This window comes from Brevundimonas sp. 357 (genome assembly GCF_003938605.1).
GTDB lineage: Bacteria > Pseudomonadota > Alphaproteobacteria > Caulobacterales > Caulobacteraceae > Brevundimonas.
This window is the reverse complement of sequence record NZ_RHWX01000004.1, coordinates 205503-223753: the sequence shown is the minus strand read 5'-3', so window position 1 is coordinate 223753 and position 18251 is coordinate 205503. Positions and strand designations below refer to the sequence as shown.

The 18251-nt window shown below is 64.4% G+C and carries 20 protein-coding genes; 4 read left to right on the top strand and 16 right to left on the bottom strand.

Features of this window, described 5'->3' with window-relative positions; all coding sequences use genetic code 11:
- Together EGK63_RS16575 and EGK63_RS05590 are read left to right on the top strand one after the other, a co-directional pair.
- Positions 1 to 1042, top strand: a 1042-nt coding sequence (locus EGK63_RS16575) for a hypothetical protein (protein WP_207896342.1), incomplete at its 5' end; no start/stop codon positions are given.
- A gap of 74 nt (positions 1043 to 1116) precedes the next feature.
- Complete coding sequence (locus tag EGK63_RS05590; protein ID WP_125900309.1) at positions 1117 to 1467, top strand: hypothetical protein; 351 nt, start codon at positions 1117 to 1119, stop codon at positions 1465 to 1467.
- 163 nt (positions 1468 to 1630) lie between these two features.
- On the opposite strand, the gene gcvA is transcribed toward EGK63_RS05590, so the two are convergent.
- The 14 genes from gcvA to lipA form a co-directional block, all read right to left on the bottom strand.
- Complete coding sequence (gene gcvA, locus EGK63_RS05585) at positions 1631 to 2599, bottom strand: transcriptional regulator GcvA (protein ID WP_243637586.1); 969 nt, start codon at positions 2597 to 2599, stop codon at positions 1631 to 1633.
- Positions 2587 to 3588, bottom strand: a complete 1002-nt coding sequence (locus EGK63_RS05580; protein WP_125900308.1) for a cysteine synthase A — start codon at positions 3586 to 3588, stop codon at positions 2587 to 2589. Before EGK63_RS05580 ends, gcvA begins: the two co-directional genes overlap by 13 nt.
- 65 nt (positions 3589 to 3653) lie before the next feature.
- Positions 3654 to 5060, bottom strand: coding sequence for a dihydrolipoyl dehydrogenase (lpdA, locus tag EGK63_RS05575; RefSeq protein ID WP_125900307.1), 1407 nt, complete (start codon positions 5058 to 5060; stop codon positions 3654 to 3656).
- A 2-nt stretch (positions 5061 to 5062) separates the two neighbouring features.
- Entirely contained in the window at positions 5063 to 5542 is a 480-nt protein-coding gene (locus tag EGK63_RS05570) for a glutathione peroxidase (RefSeq protein ID WP_125900306.1), read from the bottom strand.
- A 74-nt stretch (positions 5543 to 5616) separates the two neighbouring features.
- Complete coding sequence (locus tag EGK63_RS05565) at positions 5617 to 6897, bottom strand: pyruvate dehydrogenase complex dihydrolipoamide acetyltransferase (RefSeq protein ID WP_125900305.1); 1281 nt, start codon at positions 6895 to 6897, stop codon at positions 5617 to 5619.
- On the bottom strand, positions 6897 to 7214 hold the full coding sequence (locus tag EGK63_RS05560; RefSeq protein WP_125900304.1) for a DUF5076 domain-containing protein: 318 nt from the start codon (positions 7212 to 7214) through the stop codon (positions 6897 to 6899). Before EGK63_RS05560 ends, EGK63_RS05565 begins: the two co-directional genes overlap by 1 nt.
- The gene (locus tag EGK63_RS05555) at positions 7211 to 8569 is read right to left on the bottom strand and encodes a pyruvate dehydrogenase complex E1 component subunit beta (protein WP_125900303.1); all 1359 of its coding nucleotides are present in this window, start codon (positions 8567 to 8569) and stop codon (positions 7211 to 7213) included. Before EGK63_RS05555 ends, EGK63_RS05560 begins: the two co-directional genes overlap by 4 nt.
- Positions 8570 to 8572: 3 nt before the next feature.
- Complete coding sequence (gene pdhA / locus EGK63_RS05550; RefSeq protein ID WP_125900302.1) at positions 8573 to 9601, bottom strand: pyruvate dehydrogenase (acetyl-transferring) E1 component subunit alpha; 1029 nt, start codon at positions 9599 to 9601, stop codon at positions 8573 to 8575.
- Between the two features lie 113 nt (positions 9602 to 9714).
- Positions 9715 to 10035: a septum formation initiator family protein gene (locus EGK63_RS05545; RefSeq protein ID WP_125900325.1), complete on the bottom strand. Its 321-nt coding sequence runs from the start codon at positions 10033 to 10035 to the stop codon at positions 9715 to 9717.
- A gap of 153 nt (positions 10036 to 10188) precedes the next feature.
- Positions 10189 to 11466, bottom strand: a complete 1278-nt coding sequence (gene eno / locus EGK63_RS05540; RefSeq protein WP_125900301.1) for a phosphopyruvate hydratase — start codon at positions 11464 to 11466, stop codon at positions 10189 to 10191.
- A gap of 166 nt (positions 11467 to 11632) precedes the next feature.
- A complete protein-coding gene (gene rpmF / locus EGK63_RS05535; protein ID WP_087139335.1) occupies positions 11633 to 11815 on the bottom strand; it encodes a 50S ribosomal protein L32 in 183 nt (60 codons plus the stop codon).
- Positions 11816 to 11963: 148 nt separating this feature from the next.
- Entirely contained in the window at positions 11964 to 13052 is a 1089-nt protein-coding gene (locus EGK63_RS05530) for an NAD(P)/FAD-dependent oxidoreductase (protein WP_125900300.1), read from the bottom strand.
- A gap of 35 nt (positions 13053 to 13087) precedes the next feature.
- A complete protein-coding gene (locus EGK63_RS05525) occupies positions 13088 to 13540 on the bottom strand; it encodes a type II toxin-antitoxin system RatA family toxin (RefSeq protein WP_125900299.1) in 453 nt (150 codons plus the stop codon).
- 4 nt (positions 13541 to 13544) lie between these two features.
- A complete protein-coding gene (lipA, locus tag EGK63_RS05520) occupies positions 13545 to 14519 on the bottom strand; it encodes a lipoyl synthase (protein WP_125900298.1) in 975 nt (324 codons plus the stop codon).
- A gap of 216 nt (positions 14520 to 14735) precedes the next feature.
- On the opposite strand from lipA, the gene EGK63_RS05515 reads away from it, so the two are divergent.
- Positions 14736 to 16292, top strand: a complete 1557-nt coding sequence (locus tag EGK63_RS05515) for an AMP-binding protein (RefSeq protein ID WP_371412928.1) — start codon at positions 14736 to 14738, stop codon at positions 16290 to 16292.
- Positions 16293 to 16374: 82 nt separating this feature from the next.
- The gene (locus tag EGK63_RS05510) at positions 16375 to 16785 is read left to right on the top strand and encodes a DoxX family protein (protein ID WP_125900296.1); all 411 of its coding nucleotides are present in this window, start codon (positions 16375 to 16377) and stop codon (positions 16783 to 16785) included.
- Positions 16786 to 16806: 21 nt separating this feature from the next.
- Here EGK63_RS05510 and ygiD read toward each other — a convergent pair whose 3' ends face one another.
- Together ygiD and wrbA are read right to left on the bottom strand one after the other, a co-directional pair.
- Entirely contained in the window at positions 16807 to 17562 is a 756-nt protein-coding gene (ygiD, locus tag EGK63_RS05505; RefSeq protein WP_125900295.1) for a 4,5-DOPA dioxygenase extradiol, read from the bottom strand.
- A gap of 4 nt (positions 17563 to 17566) precedes the next feature.
- The gene (gene wrbA, locus EGK63_RS05500) at positions 17567 to 18169 is read right to left on the bottom strand and encodes an NAD(P)H:quinone oxidoreductase (RefSeq protein WP_125900294.1); all 603 of its coding nucleotides are present in this window, start codon (positions 18167 to 18169) and stop codon (positions 17567 to 17569) included.
- Positions 18170 to 18251 lie beyond the last annotated feature (82 nt).

Genomic DNA, 18251 nt, shown 5'->3' with positions numbered 1-18251 from the left:
TTCCGCTCCTTCCCAGCCAGGGAAATCTCAGCGGAAAACTCTAACGTCCGGTGATCCAGTTTTCGGGGAGCAGATCAGCGAGGTCGATCTTTCGCGGGACATCCTCAACGCCATGCAGAGGGCAGGGGCTTCCTTGGTCCAGTTGGACAGACTGGCGTCCCTTTGGACGAGCGAATGGCCCAAGGTCGCTGTCGGCGATCTACACATCCCGCCAGAAGGCGAAGCAGGAATCGGTAAGGGGTGCGAGGTGTGTCTCGCTGATGACGCATCCGCGGGCCGTGACCACTACCTGCGGAACGAATGGCGCCTTGCTTGGCGCGTTACCTGCCAGAGACACTACATCGCGTTAGTCGAGTTCGCCGCGGCGGAGTTGATGCCGGTCATGATCGCTGGTCGCCGGGAGTACCGGGTCCGATTTGTTCGCAACGTCGATCAGGTCGCAGATCCATTCCGACGTGCCTCCAAACGGCGGGGAGCGCGCAAAGGGTCGCCCTCCGCACTCGGCCTCTGTCTAGAAACTGACATCTGCTCGGCACTGCAAGGATCGCCGTTCCCTGACTGTTGGTGTGTCGGTCCTAGCTGGTCCGCCGCGCGCATTGTGCTGATGGACCTCACCGACATGCTTCTTACGCAAGCTCGTGGCAGCCGCGAGCGTCTGATCCATCGGTTCGCCGACGGGGATTGGGTACCACAGGAGCAGGCCGCAAATTTTAGAAAGGGCAGCTTTCCGTTGATCGGTGCCTTCTGGCAGCGTCGACTTCTAGAAAGCTGCGCACGCCTCCTGATCGACCCGTCCCGATTTGAGCATCTAGAGGGCGGCTATCGACTAAATGTACACTCCGAACTGGCTTATGGCCGGATTGGTCAACAGCGAGCGCGTAGCGCGCTCGGCCAGCTTGCAACATCCGACCTTTTCAGCCTGCTGTTCGCCTACGTCGAGGAGCGCCATCTAACTGAGATGGAGCAGCGGATCAGAAGATGGCCAAGTCCATTGATCAACCGCGTTGCTGCAGCTGCTGCGGTCGCGCTTTATATCCAATAGGATATAATCTGACGCTCTAGACGACAGAGTCCGGGTTTGCGAATCTAGCCGGATGAATTGCCTAAGGAGCGAAAGTGAATATCTCCGACGACGCCCAATCCGCCGAGGAAAGCGGCCATCGTTCGATGAGTCTTCGTCTGCCCAGGCCGATGCACGAAGCCATGAAGGCGTTGGCGGCCCGTCGTGGGTTGAAAGCCGCAGACTTCTACGTCGAGACCGTGGAGACCTTTATCCGAGATCACATGGCGGGATATCGCCATCTTTTCGCAATCGAGAACGACGCTGTGCACATCAGCGTCAACGTGCCGGTCCGGTTTGCTCACACCGTTCGGGATGCGGCGCTTGGTCGACGGGTGACGCCGAATGAGCTAGTTTTCACCGCTGTCAGCCATGTGCTGGAGAGCGCGAATGCGGAAGCCGCTTAGCGCCTGAGTCCGACGAACCTGGAACCAGAGTCCAACGAACCCGGAACCAAACCGCCGCTCAGGCCGGGAGTCTCAGGTACCTGGAACACTGACAGTTGCAACGGAAACGAACTTGGTCGGCCTTCGCATAATATATCTTAGGCGATAAATGCCAGTTCTCGCCCTAAAGGTCATCCACACCTGCCTCGGCCGCCGCATGGGCTTCTTCCTTCAACCAGGCGACAAAGGTTCGCGCCGCCGTCGTGGCGCCGCTGCGCTTGATCAGAACGTAGTATGCGAAGTCCGTGGTCAAGGCGCCGTCGGCGAATGGCGCGACCAGTCGACCCGCAGCCAGGTCGTCCGCCACGAAGGCGTACGGCGCCAAGGCGACGCCTTGACCGTGAGCAGCGGCTTCGATGGCCAGGGCCGTCTGGTCGAAGCGTGGTCCCGCCTGGGCGTCGATGTCGGTCAGATCGCGCGCCTTCAGCCAGGCGCCCCAGTCCGGTCGCGGCTCCTCCCATTCGCTGGGTCGCAGATGAATCAGCACGTGGTGCGCCAGGTCAGCGGGCTTTCGCAAAGGCTGGCGTCCAACCAGCAGCCCTGGCGCGCAAACCGGCGTTACATCAGCGTTCAGCAAACGTTCCGATCGAACGCCGGGATAGTCGCCACGTCCATAACGAACCGCCACATCGACACGGCCGCCGCTGACATCCGCCAGGCGCATATCGGCTGACATCCACACTTCGATCTCAGGATGGGCGGCGGAGAAGCGCGCGATGCGCGGCGCCAGCCACTTGGCTGCAAACGATGGAGGGACGCTGACCGCCAGGGCATGACGACGGTCCGGTCGATACAGCAGATCCCCTGCCCGTTTCAGGTGATCGAATCCGTCGCGCAGAAGCGGATAGAGTTCCGCTCCCAGGTCGGTCAGGGCGATCTGACGCCCTTCGCGATGAAACAGAGGCGCGCCGGCGTGCTGCTCCAAAATGCGTATCTGCTGACTGATGGCGCCTGGCGTGACCGACAATTCCTCGGCGGCGCGGGTGATGTTCAGTCGCCGAGCCGCCGCCTCGAAGGCCTTCAGCGCGTTCAACGGCGGGATGCGGCTTTCCAGCGCGGTCTCGGACTTGCGGCGGATCATCAGCTCAGCCATTCCGGTGTCGGCAGGTTGCGGGCGGCCAGGAAGGCCGGATCATAGATCTTGCTGCCATATCGCTGACCGGAATCGCACAGTACGGTCACAATGGTGCGGCCAGGACCGATTTCGCGCGCCAGCCGCATCGCCCCGGCGATGTTGACCCCGCTGGACGGCCCCAGGGACAGTCCCTCTTCCTTCACCAGACCGAACAGGATGGGCAGGAACTCGACGTCTTCGATGCGATAGGCGTGATCGACCGACAGCCCCTGCAGATTGCCCGTAATGCGATTGACGCCGATGCCTTCGGCGATCGAGCCGCCCTCGCCTTTCAACACGCCTTCGGTGAACCAGCTGTAGAGAGAGGCGCCGGGCACGTCGGCCAGACCGATGCCAACATCCGGATTACGCTCGCGCAAATAGGCGCCCGTCCCGGCCAGGGTGCCGCCAGATCCAACGGCGCAGATGAAGCCGTCGATACGCCCCTCGGTCTGTCGCCAGATTTCCGGGCCGGTGGCTTCATAGTGAGCCAAGCGGTTGGCCTGATTGTCAAACTGGTCAGCGTAGAAGGCGCCGTTCGGCTCGCTTTCGTTCAGTTCTTCTGCGAGGCGGCGCGAGAAGTGAACGAAGTGGTTGGGGCTGGCGAAAGGCGCAGGGTCGACCTCGATCAGGCGGGCGCCGTGCAGGCGGACGGCGCGTTTCTTCTCTTCCGTCTGGGTGCGGGGCATGACGATGACGACCGGATGGCCCAGCGCCGCGCCGACCAGCGCGAGGCCGATGCCGGTGTTGCCCGCCGTGCCTTCGACGATCGTCCCGCCGGGCTTCAGCGCGCCCGAGGCGCGCGCCGCGCGGATGATGCTGAGCGCGGCGCGATCCTTGATCGAGCCGCCCACGTTCAGAAACTCGGCCTTGCCCAGGATTTCACAGCCCGTGGCCTCAGAGGCGCGTTTCAGGCGCACCAAGGGCGTGTTGCCGATCAGGCCAAGGACATAAGGCGCAACAATCATGGAAAATCCGAACCATGGGGAGAAGCGACCCTCTTAGCCACAGTTCAGATTTTCTAACAACCGCCCTAGATGTGGATCACGCGGCCATAGGCGTCGAGAGCCGCCTCGTGCATGGCCTCGGACATGGTCGGGTGCGGATAGACGATGCCGTGGATGTCTTCCTCGGTCGCTTCCATAGTGATGGCGGTGACGTAACCTTGGATCATCTCGGTGACGTCGGCGCCGATCATGTGCGCGCCGATCAGGGCGCCCGTCTTGGCGTCGAAGATGACCTTGACGAAGCCTTCGGTCTCGCCCGCCGCGATGGCCTTGCCGTTCACCTTGAAGGGGAAGCGGCCGATCTTGACCTCGCGGCCCTCGGCCTTGGCCCCCTGCTCCGTCAATCCGACCGAGGCGACCTGCGGCTGAGCGTAGGTGCAGCCGGCGATCGGCGAATGGACGTTTGGGGTCTTGTAACCGGCGATGTGTTCGGCGGCGTGGATGCCTTCGTGCGAGGCCTTGTGCGCCAGCCAGGGCGCGCCGGCGCAGTCGCCGATGGCGTAGAGACCCTTCACATTGGTCTGGCAGTGGCTGTCGGTCTTGATGTGGCCGCGGTCCAGTTCGACGCCCAGCGCCTCCAGACCGATGCCGTCGGTGTTGGCGGTGATGCCGACGGCCGAGATGCAGACCTCGGCCTCCAGGCTTTCAGCCTTGCCGTTGACTTCAAGATCGACCTTCACACCCGTGGAATTCTTGGAGACCTTCGTCACCTTGGCGCCCAGCTTGAACTTGATGCCGCGCTTCTCGAAGCCCTTCTGGGCGGCCTTGGAAACCTCTTCGTCCTCGACCGGCATGACGCGATCGACAGCTTCGACGACCGTCACCTCGGCGCCCAGGGCGCGGTAGAAGCTGGCGAATTCAATGCCGATGGCGCCTGAGCCAATGACCACGAAGGTCTTGGGCAATTTCTTCGGCGCCAGGGCGTCGCGATAGGCCCAGATCTTGTCGCCGTCGGCCTCAAGCCCGATCTGCGGCAGGGCGCGTGCGCGGGCGCCGACGGCCAGCATGACCGTCTTGGCCTCAATGGTGCGCGTACCGCCGGCCTTCAGATCCACGACGACCTTGGGCGCAGCGGCGCCTTTCTCAAGCTTGGCCGAACCTTCGATGACCTCGATCTTGTTCTTCTTCATCAGGAAGCCGACGCCCTGATTCAGCTGCTTGGCCACGCCGCGCGAGCGCTGGATGATGGCGTCGAAGTCGAAAGTGGCGCCCGAGGCGGACAGGCCATAGTCCTTCAGGTGCGACAAGCTCTCGAACTTCTCGCCCGACTTCAGCAGGGCCTTGGTCGGGATGCAGCCCCAGTTCAGGCAGATGCCGCCCAGGTTCTCGCGCTCGACGATGGCGACCTTCAGGCCCAGTTGGCTGGCGCGGATGGCCGCGACGTAACCGCCGGGGCCCGAGCCGATGACGACGAGATCGAATTCAGCAGCCATGATCAGATCAACTTCTCGATGTCGGCCTTGATGGCCTCAGGTTCAGTCTGGGGCGAATAGCGCGCGACGACGCGGCCTTCGCGGTCGGTCAGGAACTTGGTGAAGTTCCATTTGACGGCTTGGGAGCCGAGGAATCCGCGCTTCTGCCGGGATAGCCACGCATAGAGGGGATGGCGGTTCGGTCCGTTGACCTCGATCTTGTCGAACAAGGGGAAGGTCACGTCGAAGCTACTGGCGCAGAAGGCGGCGATTTCCGACGCCCTGCCCGGCTCCTGCTGACCGAACTGGTTACAGGGGAAACCCAGAACCTCGAACGGCGCATCGGCGAAGTCGCGGTGCAGCTTCTCCAGCCCGTCATATTGACCGGTGAAGCCGCACTTGGACGCCGTATTGACGATCAGCAACGCCTGGCCGCGAAAGCGATCCAGCGACACGTCCGCGCCGTCAATGGCCCGGGCGGAGAAGTCATAGACCGAGGTCATGACTTCACCCTCCCCCGCTTTTTTCAGCACATGATCTCATCCGAAAACCGCTGACACTTTTCGGGATCATGTGACTAGGCCAGCATCGCCACGGGATCTTCGATCAGCGGCTTGAACGCCTGCAGGAAGCGGGCGCCCGTCGCACCGTCGACCACGCGGTGATCGCAGGTCAGGGTCACGGTCATGACCGTGGCCACGGCCAGTTGCCCGTCCTTGACGACCGGACGTTGCTCGCCTGCGCCCACGCTCATGATGCAGCCCTGCGGCTCATTGATGATCGAGCTGAACGACTTGATGCCGAACATGCCCAGGTTGGACACCGAGAAGGTGCCGCCCTGGAACTCTTCGGGTTTCAGCTTGCGCTCGCGGGCGCGCTTGGCCAGATCCTTGGACTCGGTTGCTATCTGCGCCAGGCCCTTGGTCTCGGCCTTGCGGATGATCGGGGTGATCAGGCCGCCCTCGATCGCCACCGCCATGGAGACGTCGGCGTTGTGGTGCATGGCTATGCCTTCAGGGGTGTAGGAGGCGTTCGCCTCCGGCACCATCTTCAGAGCGAGCGCAGCGGCCTTGATGACAAAGTCGTTCACCGAGACCTTGATGCCCTGCGGCTCCAGCATCTTGTTCACCTTGGCGCGAACAGCCATCAGCTGGTCGATCTCGCAGTCGATGAAAAGCGGGAAGTGCGGCACGTTCTGGATGCTGTCGACCATCCGGCGGGCCACGGCCTTCTTCATCCCGTCCAGCGGGATCAGGTCGTAGCTGCCGTCCGGAATGCCCATCTGGGCGAGAGACAGAACCTTGCGCGGCTCGGCGGCTGTGGCCGGGGCGGCAGAAGCGGTCGAGACGGCCGGCTTGGCGCCGCCCTTGCCGGCGGCTTCCACGTCACGCTTGACGATACGGCCGTGCGGGCCGGTGCCGGCGATGCTCTTCAGGTCCAGGCCGGCCTGGGCGGCCAAGCGGCGCGCCAGCGGCGAAGCGAAGATGCGGCCGCCGTCGTCCGATTTCGGTGCGGCCGGAGCGGCCGCCGCCACAGCCTTCGGAGCCTCTTCCGCCTTGGGCGCTTCGGCCTTCGGCGTTTCAGCCGGGGCGTCAGCCTTCTTCGGCGCGGGCGCTACGGCGTCACCGGACAGGCGGGCGATCGGCGTATTGACCTTCACGCCCTCGGCGCCTTCCGGCACGAGGATTTCCAGCACTTCGCCTTCGTCCACGGCTTCGACTTCCATCGTCGCCTTGTCAGTTTCGATCTCGGCGATGACGTCGCCCGCCGAGACGGTATCGCCGACCTTGACGTGCCACTTGGCCAGGACGCCCTCTTCCATCGTCGGAGACAGGGCGGGCATCAGGATATCGGTCATCAGGCGTTCCCCGCTTGCGGTGAAACCGGCTCGGCGACGGTGCGAACGTTATCCGCCTTGATCACCTCGCTGAGCCCTTGAAGGATGCGGTCGTAGGCGGCCTTTTCATTGTGACCATGGCGCACGGCGTAGCCATGCGCCATGTGACGCGCCGCATAGGCCAGCAGTTCACCAAACTTGCTGGGATCAGCGAAAGCAGGCTTCACCGACATCACCGGCTCATTCTTCGACCACCACATGCGCAACAACTCTATTGCGTTCTCGTCTGCGGCGACGCTGTCCGGTACGGCCAGCTCAAACTCTGCGGACTCGCTCACGCCATCACCTTCTTCACAGCGGCGACAATCTTATCGACGCCCGGCAGGGACAGGGCTTCCAGATTGGCGGCGTATGGCAGCGGTACGTCTTCCTGGTGCACACGCAGCGGCGGGGCGTCCAGGTAGTCGAACGCGTGTTCAATCACGCGGGCGACCACTTCGGCGCCGACGCCCATCGGACCCCAGCCCTCTTCGGCCGAGACCAGGCGGTTGGTCTTCTTGACGCTCGCGACGATCGTTTCGTGATCCAGCGGACGCAGGGTGCGCAGGTCGATGACTTCGGCCGAGATGCCTTCTTCAGCCAGCTTTTCGGCGGCTTGAAGAGCGAAGCCGACCATGCGGCTGTGCGCCGTGATGGTGACGTCCGTGCCTTCGCGGCGGACCTTGGCCTTGCCGATCGGCACGACGTAGTCCTCAACGTCCGGCACGTCGAACTCGTGGCCGTACATCATCTCGTGCTCGAGGAAGACGACCGGGTTCGGATCACGGATGGCGGCCTTCAACAAGCCCTTCGCATCGGCGGCGTCATAGGGGGCGATGACCTTCAGGCCCGGCACCTGAGCGTACCAGGCCGAATAATCCTGGCTGTGCTGGGCGGCCACGCGGGCGGCCGCGCCGTTCGGGCCGCGGAACACGATCGGACAACGGATCTGGCCGCCCGACATGTACAGGGTCTTGGCCGCCGAGTTGATCACGTGGTCGATGGCCTGCATGCCGAAGTTCCACGTCATGAACTCGACGATGGGCTTCAGCCCCGCCATGGCCGCGCCGACGCCCAAGCCGGCGAAGCCGTGCTCGGTGATCGGGGTGTCGACCACGCGACGGTCGCCGAATTCCTGCAGCAGGTCGCGGCTGACCTTGTAGGCGCCCTGGTACTGGGCGACTTCTTCCCCCATCAGGAAGACGGCTTCGTCACGACGCATCTCCTCGGCCATGGCGTCGCGCAGGGCGTCGCGAATGGTGGTTTTCACCAGCTTGGCGTCAGCGGGGATTTCCGGGTCGCGCAGTTCGACCTTGGGCTGAGCCGGAGCCGCGGCGGCCGTGACGGCGACAGGCGCTTCCGCTTCAACGGCGGTCATCGGTTCGGCGGCCTTGGGCGCGGGCGCAGCGGCGCCGTCTTCACCCGCCAGACGTGCGATCGGCGTGTTGACCTTCACGTTCTCGGCGCCTTCCGGCACCAGGATTTCCAGCACTTCGCCTTCATCGACGGCTTCGACTTCCATCGTCGCCTTGTCGGTCTCGATCTCGGCGATCACCTGGCCGGCCGACACGACGTCGCCCGCCTTGATGTGCCACTTGGTCAGCGTGCCCTCTTCCATCGTGGGGGACAGCGCCGGCATCAGAATGTCCGTCACGTATCAGGCCTCCACGTAGACGTCGGTGTAGAGCTCGGACGGATCCGGCTCAGGGCTCTCTTGAGCGAACTGCACGGCTTCGGCCACGATGGCCTTCACTTCGTTGTCGATCGCCTTCAGCTCGTCCTCGGTCGCCTTGGCGGCGGCGAGCAGCATCTTCAGGTGGTCGATCGGATCGCGGGTCTTCTTGACCTCGTCCACCTCTTCCTTCGTCCGGTATTTGGCAGGGTCGGACATGGAGTGGCCACGATAGCGGTAGGTCTTCACTTCGAGAATATAGGGGCCTTCGCCGGCACGGGCGCGGGCCACGGCGCGGGCGGCGGCGTCACGCACGGCCAGCACGTCCATGCCGTCGACCTGTTCGCCCGGAATGCCGAAGCTGGCGCCGCGCTGATACAGTTCGGTCGTGGACGACGAGCGTTCGATGCTCGTGCCCATGGCGTACTGGTTGTTCTCAATGATGTAGATGGCCGGCAGCTTCCACAGCTGGGCCATGTTGAAGCTCTCGTAGACCTGACCCTGGTTCGAGGCGCCGTCGCCGAAATAGACGAAGCTGACCGAGTCGTCGCCGCGGTACTTGCCCGCGAAAGCCAGGCCCGTGCCCAACGCCACTTGGGCGCCGACGATGCCGTGACCGCCGTAGAATCCGGTCGGCACGTCGAACATGTGCATCGACCCGCCCTTGCCCTTGGACGACCCGCCAATGCGGCCCGTCAGCTCGGCCATGACTTCCTTCGGGTCCATGCCCGCGACCAGCATGTGGCCGTGGTCGCGATAGCCCGTGATGATCTTGTCGTAGCCCTGCTTGACGCTCTCTTGAATGCCGACGGCCACGGCTTCCTGACCGATGTACAGGTGGCAGAAGCCCCCGATCAGGCCCATGCCGTACAGTTGACCCGCGCGCTCTTCAAAGCGGCGGATGAGGATCATCTCGCGATAGAAACGCAGCAGGTCTTCCTTGGAAGCCTGAGGCGTGTTCGGAATCTTGTCGCCCGTGCTGGGCGAGGTTTTCTGAGCGGCGGCTTTCGCCATCCGGCATCTCCCGGCTTACACCCCTGTTTCAGGGACTCTTATCGTTACAGAAAGGGGCTTTAGCAGCCTTCGTTCCCGAAACGCAAAGCGGCCAGCCAGGCTGTAACAATAGTTCAGGAGGCGCGTGTCGCGTCAGGGTTGTGGCCAGCGGGACCATTCAGCCGCACCACATAGTCGCGCGGGTCGACGAAGCCGATCACCGCCCTCGCCCGCTCTTCCAGCAGATCCTTCGACAGGCTCTCTGTGCGCAGATAGCGGACGCGGACTTCCAGATCCTGGCGCTGTTCGGCCAGACGGCTCAGTTGCGTCTGACGTTGCGCCAGCAAAGCGTCGCGTTCACCGCCACTTAGCAGGCCGCGTTCACCCGTCAGGGCTTGCACGCCCAGATAGACGATCAGCAGCAGCAACAGGACGGACGGCAGGTAAGGCTTCATCTGCTCGGGCACGACGGACGCTCCTTCTGAGCGCGCATAAACACAGTGACCTATCAGTGAGCGAAAATGCCTAACGAACCGTAGCTTGACCGTAATTGCGAACGCCGCCCCCGAGGTTCGGAGGCGGCGCCCAGCACATCTTCGTGATGCAGCTTATTTCAGCAGCATGCCGTCGCCGAAATAGGCTGCCTGGTCGCCCAGCATCTCTTCGATGCGCAGCAGTTGGTTGTACTTGGCCGTCCGGTCCGAGCGAGCCAGCGAGCCGGTCTTGATCTGACCGCAGTTGGTGGCCACGGCCAGGTCGGCGATGGTCGAGTCCTCGGTCTCGCCCGAACGGTGCGACATGACGGCGGTGTAGCCCGCACGGTGCGCCATATCGACGGCGTCCAGGGTCTCGGACAGGGTGCCGATCTGGTTGACCTTGATCAGGATGGAGTTGGCCAGGCCTTCGCCGATACCGGCGGCCAGACGGCGCGGGTTGGTGACGAACAGGTCGTCGCCGACCAGTTGAACGCGGTCGCCCAGACGGTCCGTCAGCAGCTTCCAGCCGTCGAAGTCGTCCTCGGCGCAGCCGTCCTCGATCGAGACGATCGGGAAGCGTTCGACCAGATCGGCCAGGTAGTTGACCATGCCCTCGGCGTCGAAGGACTTGCCTTCGCCGGTCAGCTCATACTTGCCGTTCTTGAAGAACTCGGTCGAGGCCACATCCAGCGCCAGGTGGAAATCCTCGCCCGCCAGATAGCCGGCCGCCTGGCCCGCCTTGGTGATGAAGGTCAGGGCTTCGTCAGCCGAGGCCAGGTTCGGGGCGAAGCCGCCCTCGTCGCCGACGTTGGTATTGTGGCCGGCGTCCTTCAGCGCCTTCTTCAGGGCGTGGAAGATTTCGGCGCCCATGCGCAGGGCTTCCGAGAAGTTCTCGGCGCCCGTCGGCATGATCATGAATTCCTGGATGTCGATCGGGTTGTCGGCGTGGGCGCCGCCATTGATGATGTTCATCATCGGCGTCGGCAGGATGCGGGCCGAGACGCCGCCGATGTAGCGGTGCAGCGGCAGGCCGGCCGAGATGGCGCTGGCCTTGGCCACGGCCAGCGAGACGCCCAGCATGGCGTTGGCGCCCAGGCGCGACTTGTTCTCGGTGCCGTCCAGCTCGATCAGCGCTTCGTCGATGCGGCGCTGGTCTTCGGCGTCCATACCGGACAAGGCGTCGAAGATTTCGCCGTTGACGGCGTCGACCGCCTTCTCGACGCCCTTGCCGCCCCACATGTCCTTGTCGCCGTCACGCAGTTCGACGGCTTCGTGCGCGCCGGTCGAGGCGCCCGACGGCACCGCCGCGCGGCCAAAGCTGCCGTCTTCCAGCATCACGTCCACTTCAACCGTCGGATTGCCACGGCTGTCGAGAATCTGGCGGGCGACGATGTCGACGATATCGGTCATGAAACTTTGCGCTCTGACTGAGTTGGGAAAGGTCGGGCCGGTTTAGACCAGACCCGCTTGAATCGCCACAGCCGAGACTGCGGCGAACATATGCGAAAACGGCGCGCGAGAAACTCGCGCGCCGCTGAACTTGCGCCCGGCCGAAGCCGGATCGCCAGAGGAGACCTTAGTCTTCCTTCTGGGTCAGAACCTGACGGCCCTTGTACATGCCGCTCTTCAGGTCGATGTGGTGCGGACGACGCAGCTCGCCGGTGTCCTTGTCTTCGACATAGGTGTTGGCGCCCAGGGCGTCATGAGCGCGACGCATGTTGCGACGCGAGGGGGATACTTTGCGCTTCGGAACGGCCATGTCCGTCTCAATCTCTAAGTCGGTGCGCCGGTGAAGACGCGAAAACAACAGCGGCGGCCCCCCGATAAGAGCCGCCACGCGAGGGCGGGCTTATGCATGAAGACGCAACCGATTTCAAGGGTGTCGGCGCAGACTGACGGAACAGGCGTCAAACCCCGGCCGTCAGGCTTTGCGCCACGGCCTCGCCGACAGCCAGCGAACTCGTTAGGCCGGGACTTTCGATGCCGAACAGCGCCATCAGCCCCTCCATTCCGTGATTCGCCACGCCATGAAGCTGGAAGTCAGGCTGCGGCTCGCCCGGCCCATGCAGCTTGGGCCGGATGCCGGCGTAGTCTGGCGTCAGCCGCTCGACCGTCACGCCGGGCCAGAAACGGCGGATATAGCGGGCGAACTCTTCCGCCTTGGCCGGATCGACCGAATAGTCCTCGGTCTCGACATAGGCCAGGTCGGGGCCGAACACGCCCTGCCCGCCCATATCCTTGCGGTAGTGGGTGCCCAGCGCGCCGGGAATCGGCGGCGGATAGATCAGGCGGTTGAACGGCGCCGGTCCTGTCAGGCGGAAATAGATTCCCTTGCCTAGATGGCGCGCGGGAATGTCTGCCGTCGGGTAGCTCTCGATTCGCGCCGCGACCTCTTGCGCCGACAGGCCGGGCGCCGTGACCAGCAGGCGGCTGGTCAGGGTCATCGCCCCCTCCCCGCCCACGCGGATCAAAAAACCGCCGCCCAGTAGGGCCTCCGCTCCTTCGAACGGCGCAGAGATGACGACCGAGCCGCCCGCGTCCTCGATCTCGCCCTGAAGGGCCAGCATATAGCCGTGGCTGTCGAACACGCCGCTCTCGGGCGACAGGATGGCGGCGTGGGCGTTCAGCTCCGGCTCCAGCGCCCGCGCCTGGGCGCCGGTCAGGTGCTCCAGATTTTCGACGCCGTTGGTCGTCGCCTGCTGGAAGATGGCCTCGATGCGTTCGACCTCGGTTTCCTCGGTCGCCACGACCAGCTTGCCGCACTTCCAATGGTCGACCTTGCGGCTTTCCAGGAAGGCATAGAGGGCGCGTCGCCCCTCGACGCAGAACTTCGCCTTCAGTGAGCCGGTCGGATAGTAGAGCCCGCCGTGGATCACCTCGGAATTGCGCGAGGAGACGCCCTGGCCGATGTGCGGCTCCTTCTCCAGCACCAGCACCGTCAGGCCGCGTCGCGACAGCGCCCGGCCGCAGGCCAACCCCACAGCCCCCGCGCCCACGACCGTCGCATCGAAGTCGAAAGGCGCCCATGGTCCTACCTCTTGCCGTAGAGAGCCTTGGCCCGGCTCTCAAAACACTGGATCAGCTTGTCGACCGCTCGGTCGAAGTTCGCCTGAAGCATCATGTCCAGCATGCGCGACTTGAAGGCGAAGTCGATGGAGAATTCCAGGCGCGTTCCCTGCGGATGCGGATGAAACTCCCAGCGGTTCTTCAGGTGCTTGAACGGACCGCGGATCAGGCCGACCTCGACCTTGGGCGCATGAACGTCATGGCGCACCCAGGTGGAGAACTTCTCGGTCAGGAAGGCGAAGCCGACGCCCGCCTCCGCATCCAGCAGGTGCACGCCCGGCGCCTCATCCCGCACGTTCGAGACGCGCATCGACGTGATCCACGGCACGAAGTCGGGATAGGCGCGCACGTCCGCCACCAGGGCGGCGAGCTGTTCCGGCGCATAGGGCAGGATGCGCGTTACGCGATGGACGGCCAAGGGTTCAGCGGCCGTTCCGGGACGACAACTGGGCCTCGCGCGCCGCCCGCAGCCGGGCGAAGTCGTCGCCCGCGTGGTGCGACGAGCGCGTCAGCGGCGACGACGACACCATCAGGAAGCCCTTGGCCCGCGCGATCGCCTCATAGGCCTTGAACTCTTCGGGGGTGACGAAGCGATCGATGGCGGCATGCTTGCGCGTCGGCTGCAGATACTGGCCGATGGTGATGAAGTCGACGCCGGCTGAGCGCATGTCGTCCATCACCTGCATGACCTCTTCCTTGGTCTCGCCCAGGCCGACCATGATGCCGGACTTGGTGAACTGGTTCGGGTCGCGCTCCTTGACCATCTGCAGCAGGCGCAGGGAGTGGAAGTAGCGGGCGCCGGGGCGGATCTTCAGATAGAGGCGCGGAACCGTCTCGAGGTTGTGGTTGAAGACGTCGGGCGTGGCGTCGATCATCACCTCGGCCGCGCCGTCCTTGCGCAGGAAGTCGGGCGTCAGGATCTCGATCGTGGTGTTGGGCGCCTGCAGGCGGATCTGGCGCACCACCTCGGCGAAGTGGGCGGCGCCGCCGTCTGACACGTCGTCGCGGTCCACCGAGGTGATGACGACGTGGTTCAGCCCCATCTGGGCGACGGCCAGACCGACCTTGCCCGGCTCTTCCGGGTCCAGCGGTTGCGGCAGGCCGGTCTTGACGTTGCAGAAGGCGCAGGCCCGCGTGCAGGTGTCGCCCATGATCATCAGCGTGGCGTGCTTCTGGCTCCAGCACTCGCCGATGTTCGGGCAGGCGGCCTCTTCACAGACGGTATGCAGCCCCTTGGAGCGCACGATGTCCTTGGTCGCATTGTACTGGCCCGAGCCGGGCGCCTTCACGCGCAGCCAGTCAGGCTTCTTCAGCACCGCCGATTCCGGGCGGTTCTGCTTTTCCGGGTGACGAAGCTCGGACGGCTTCTTCTGCAGGGTGTCGATCAGCGTGACCATCGCCGGCGGTCTGGCTCCTGTTTATGAAGGCGGCCCAATTCTTGAGGCTATGTCGGCCTTCCGTGGGGCAAAGGCAAGGCACAGACGGTTTCAGTCCGGCATCGGAACAGCCTCACGCGACGTTACGCATCTTTTCAAGGCGCCCTTGCGTCACTAGGTTCCGGCCTCTTAACCAAGGGAGCCGCTTTCAGAGCTCTCTGAAGGAGGACGTGCTTGCTGCGAGCAGCCCTGGACCCAAAGGTCTATGAAGAGACCCTGTTCGACGCGCTGATCGATGCGCGCGCCCGCTACGGCGACAAGGAGATTCTGGAAGATCAGGATCGCCACCCCCTGACCTACACGGGCCTGATCCGCGCCGCCTTCGTGCTGGGCCGCAAGATCGCCAAACTGACCCAACCGGGCGAGCGCGTCGGCGTGCTGCTGCCGTCCAGCGCCGGTGTGGTCGTGACCTTCTTCGCCCTGCACGCCTTCGGGCGCGTGCCCGTCATGCTGAACTTCACCTCAGGCGAGGCCAATTTGAAGGCTGCGCTGAAAACAGCGGGCGTGAAGAAGATCCTGTCGGCCAAGCGCTTCGTCACCCAGGCCAAGCTGGACGACCTGATGGAGGCCCTTGGCGAGGTTTCCGAGATCGTCTGGCTGGACGACATCCGCAAGAGCATCGGCTTCGCCGACAAGATGTTCGGCCTCAGCGCCGGCATCGCTCCCAAGCGGTTCCGCGTGAAGACCGATCCGGATTCGGCGGGCGTGGTTCTGTTCACCTCCGGCAGCTTCGGCGCGCCCAAGGGGGTGGTGCTGAGTCAGAAGAACCTAGTCGCCAATGCGCGCCAGGTAGCGGCGCACATCGACCTGGATCCCGATTGGGTCATGTTCAATCCGCTGCCGACCTTCCACTGCTTCGGCCTGACCGGCGGGGTGCTGCTGCCTCTGTTGCAAGGGTTGAAGGCGTTTGAATATCCCTCGCCGCTGCACGCCAAGCAGATCACCGATCTGCTGCCCCAGGTGAAGGCGTCGATCCTGTTCGCGACCGACACCTTCCTGAACCAGTACGCCCGCGTGGCCGAACCGGGCGACTTCGCCACCCTGCAGTTCGCCGTGGCGGGCGCGGAGAAGGTCCGCGACGAAACGCGCCAGATGTTCAACACCAAGTTCGGCGGCGTCGAACTGCTGGAGGGCTATGGCGCCACCGAGGCGGCGCCCGTGGTGGCGGTGAACCATCCCGACCGCAACCGACCGGGCACGGTGGGCCAGATCCTGCCGGGCATGGAATACCGGATCGAACCGGTCGAAGGCATCGAGGTCGGCGGTCGCCTTTACCTGCGCGGGCCGAACGTGATGGAAGGCTATATCTCGCCGAACGACCCTGACAATCTGGAGCCGCTGGCAGGCGGCTGGCACGACACCGGCGACATCGTCGATATCGACGCCGAGGGCTACATCACCATTCTGGGGCGGGCGAAGCGCTTCGCCAAGATCGGCGGCGAGATGGTGTCCCTGACCGCGGTCGAAGGCATGGCCGGCGGCGTCTGGCCGACAGGCCACCATGCCGTCGTCGCCGTACCCGACAGCAAGAAGGGCGAGCGCCTGGTCCTGGTCACAGACGTCGCAGGCGCCGAAAGCGCCCGTCTGACGGAATGGGCCCGCGACAACGGCGCGCCCGAACTGGCCGTGCCGAAGAAGATCATCAAGGTCGAGACCATCCCGGTCCTGGGCACCGGCAAGACCGACTATGTGACCATCCAGAAGATGGTTGAGGATGAACTGAAGCGCGCCTGACAAGGCGCTTGCCGTTCGGCGCAAGTGTCATAACCTCGGCCGTCCAGCCTCGTTCGCGAGGCGCCACGGCCGAGGAGACTTCATGGCCCGACGTTCGACATCCCTGGCCAATTGGGAACCGCATTTTCTCAGCATCCTGAGAATTGTCTCCGGCCTGCTGCTGCTCCAGCACGGCGCGCAGAAGATCCTGGGCTTCCCGCCGGGCGGGCGCGGCGGCGTGGTCGATCTGTCGACGCTGGCGGGCTGGTCCGGGCCGATCGAACTGGTCGGCGGCGTCCTGCTGGTGCTGGGCCTGTTCAGTCGCCCGACCGCCTTCATCCTGTCGGGCTTCACCGCCGTGGCCTATTGGATGGTCCACGCGCCGCAGAGCCCCTACCCCATCATCAACGGCGGGGAGCTGGCGGCCCTCTACTGCTTCGTCTTCCTGTATCTGGTCTTCGCCGGGCCGGGGCCGTGGTCGCTGGACAACGTCCTGCGCGGCGGCCGTCGCTAAGAGACGTGAGGCGGCGTCCGGTCAGCCGATCCGGACGCCCGTCATCGAGATCGAACCGCCCTCGATCACATCGTTGAAGAAGCTCAAGGGCTCGTCCGGCGTCTGTTGGGCGGCGACATAGAGCAGCGGCAGATAATGCTCGTCCGTAGGTACGCTGAGCTGGGCTTGCTCAGCCAGGTGGATCCAGTCGATCAGGGCGTCATGGTCGCCCGCCGTAAAGGCGCGCTTGACCGCCTCGTTGAAGTCGACGGCCCAATCGTACGGCTCACCGCCCGCCCGTTTCCACGTCCGCAGATTGTGCACGAAGTCACCTGAACCGGCGACGATGACGCCTTCCTCCCGCAAGGGACGCAGGCGCTTGGCCAGTTCGTAGTGGGCGCGGGCGTCGAGGGTGCGATCCAGCGACAACTGCACCACGGGCACGTCGGCGTCCGGCCAGACATGGGCCAGTACGGACCAGGTTCCGTGATCCAGTCCCCACTGCGTCGTCTGGACGGCGCCGGTCAGCTCCGCCACCCGGCTCGCCAGCGAAGGCGAGCCGGGTGCGGGATACTGCATGGCGTGAAGTTCAGGCGGGAAACCTCCGAAATCATGGATGGTTTCGTGCTGTTCCTGCGCCGTCACGCCCAGCCCGCGCGTCTCCCAGTGGGCCGAGACCATAACGACGCCTTTCGGCTTGCCGATCTCCTCTCCCAGCGCGCGCCAGGCGTCCGCGAAGGGACCGCCCAGGGCGTTCATGGGAGAGCCGTGACCAAAGAAGAGTGCGGGCTGGCGCATGATCTTAACCGTGAAGTTTCTTGGCGATCGCAGCGATATGCTTGCCTTGGAAGCGCGCGCCGTCCAGTTCGGTTTCGCTGGGCATCCGCGAGCCGTCCGGGGCCGAGATGGTGGTGGCGCCGTAGGGCGAGCCGCCGGTGATCTCGTCCAGACGCATCTGACCGGTGAAGGCGTAGGGCAGGCCCGCTACCACCATGCCGTGGTGCAGGAAGTAGTTGTGCAGACCGGCGAAGGTCGTCTCCTGGCCGCCGTGCTGGGTGGCCGAGCCGGTGAAGGCGCCGCCGACCTTGCCCAGCAGCGTCCCTTGCGCCCACAGGCCGCCGGTCTGATCCAGGAAGGCGCGCATCTGCGAAGCGGCCGTGCCGAAGCGGGTGCCGGCGCCGATGATGATGGCGTCATAGTTCGCCAGATCGGCCACCGTGGCGACCGGCGCGGCCTGGTCCATCTTGTAGCCCGAGCTGCGGGCCAGTTCTTCCGGCACGGTTTCCGGCACGCGCTTGATGTCCACTACGGCCCCTTCGACCTGGCGCGCGCCTTCGGCGACGGCCTCGGCCATGCGCTCGATGTGGCCATAGGTCGAGTGGTATAGGACGAGAATCTTGGGCATCACGGCTCCGGTTGAATCTGAAACGATGCGTACGGTAACTGCATCAGTATCTGATTTAGCGTCATGCTGCGGCGCCGCAAGC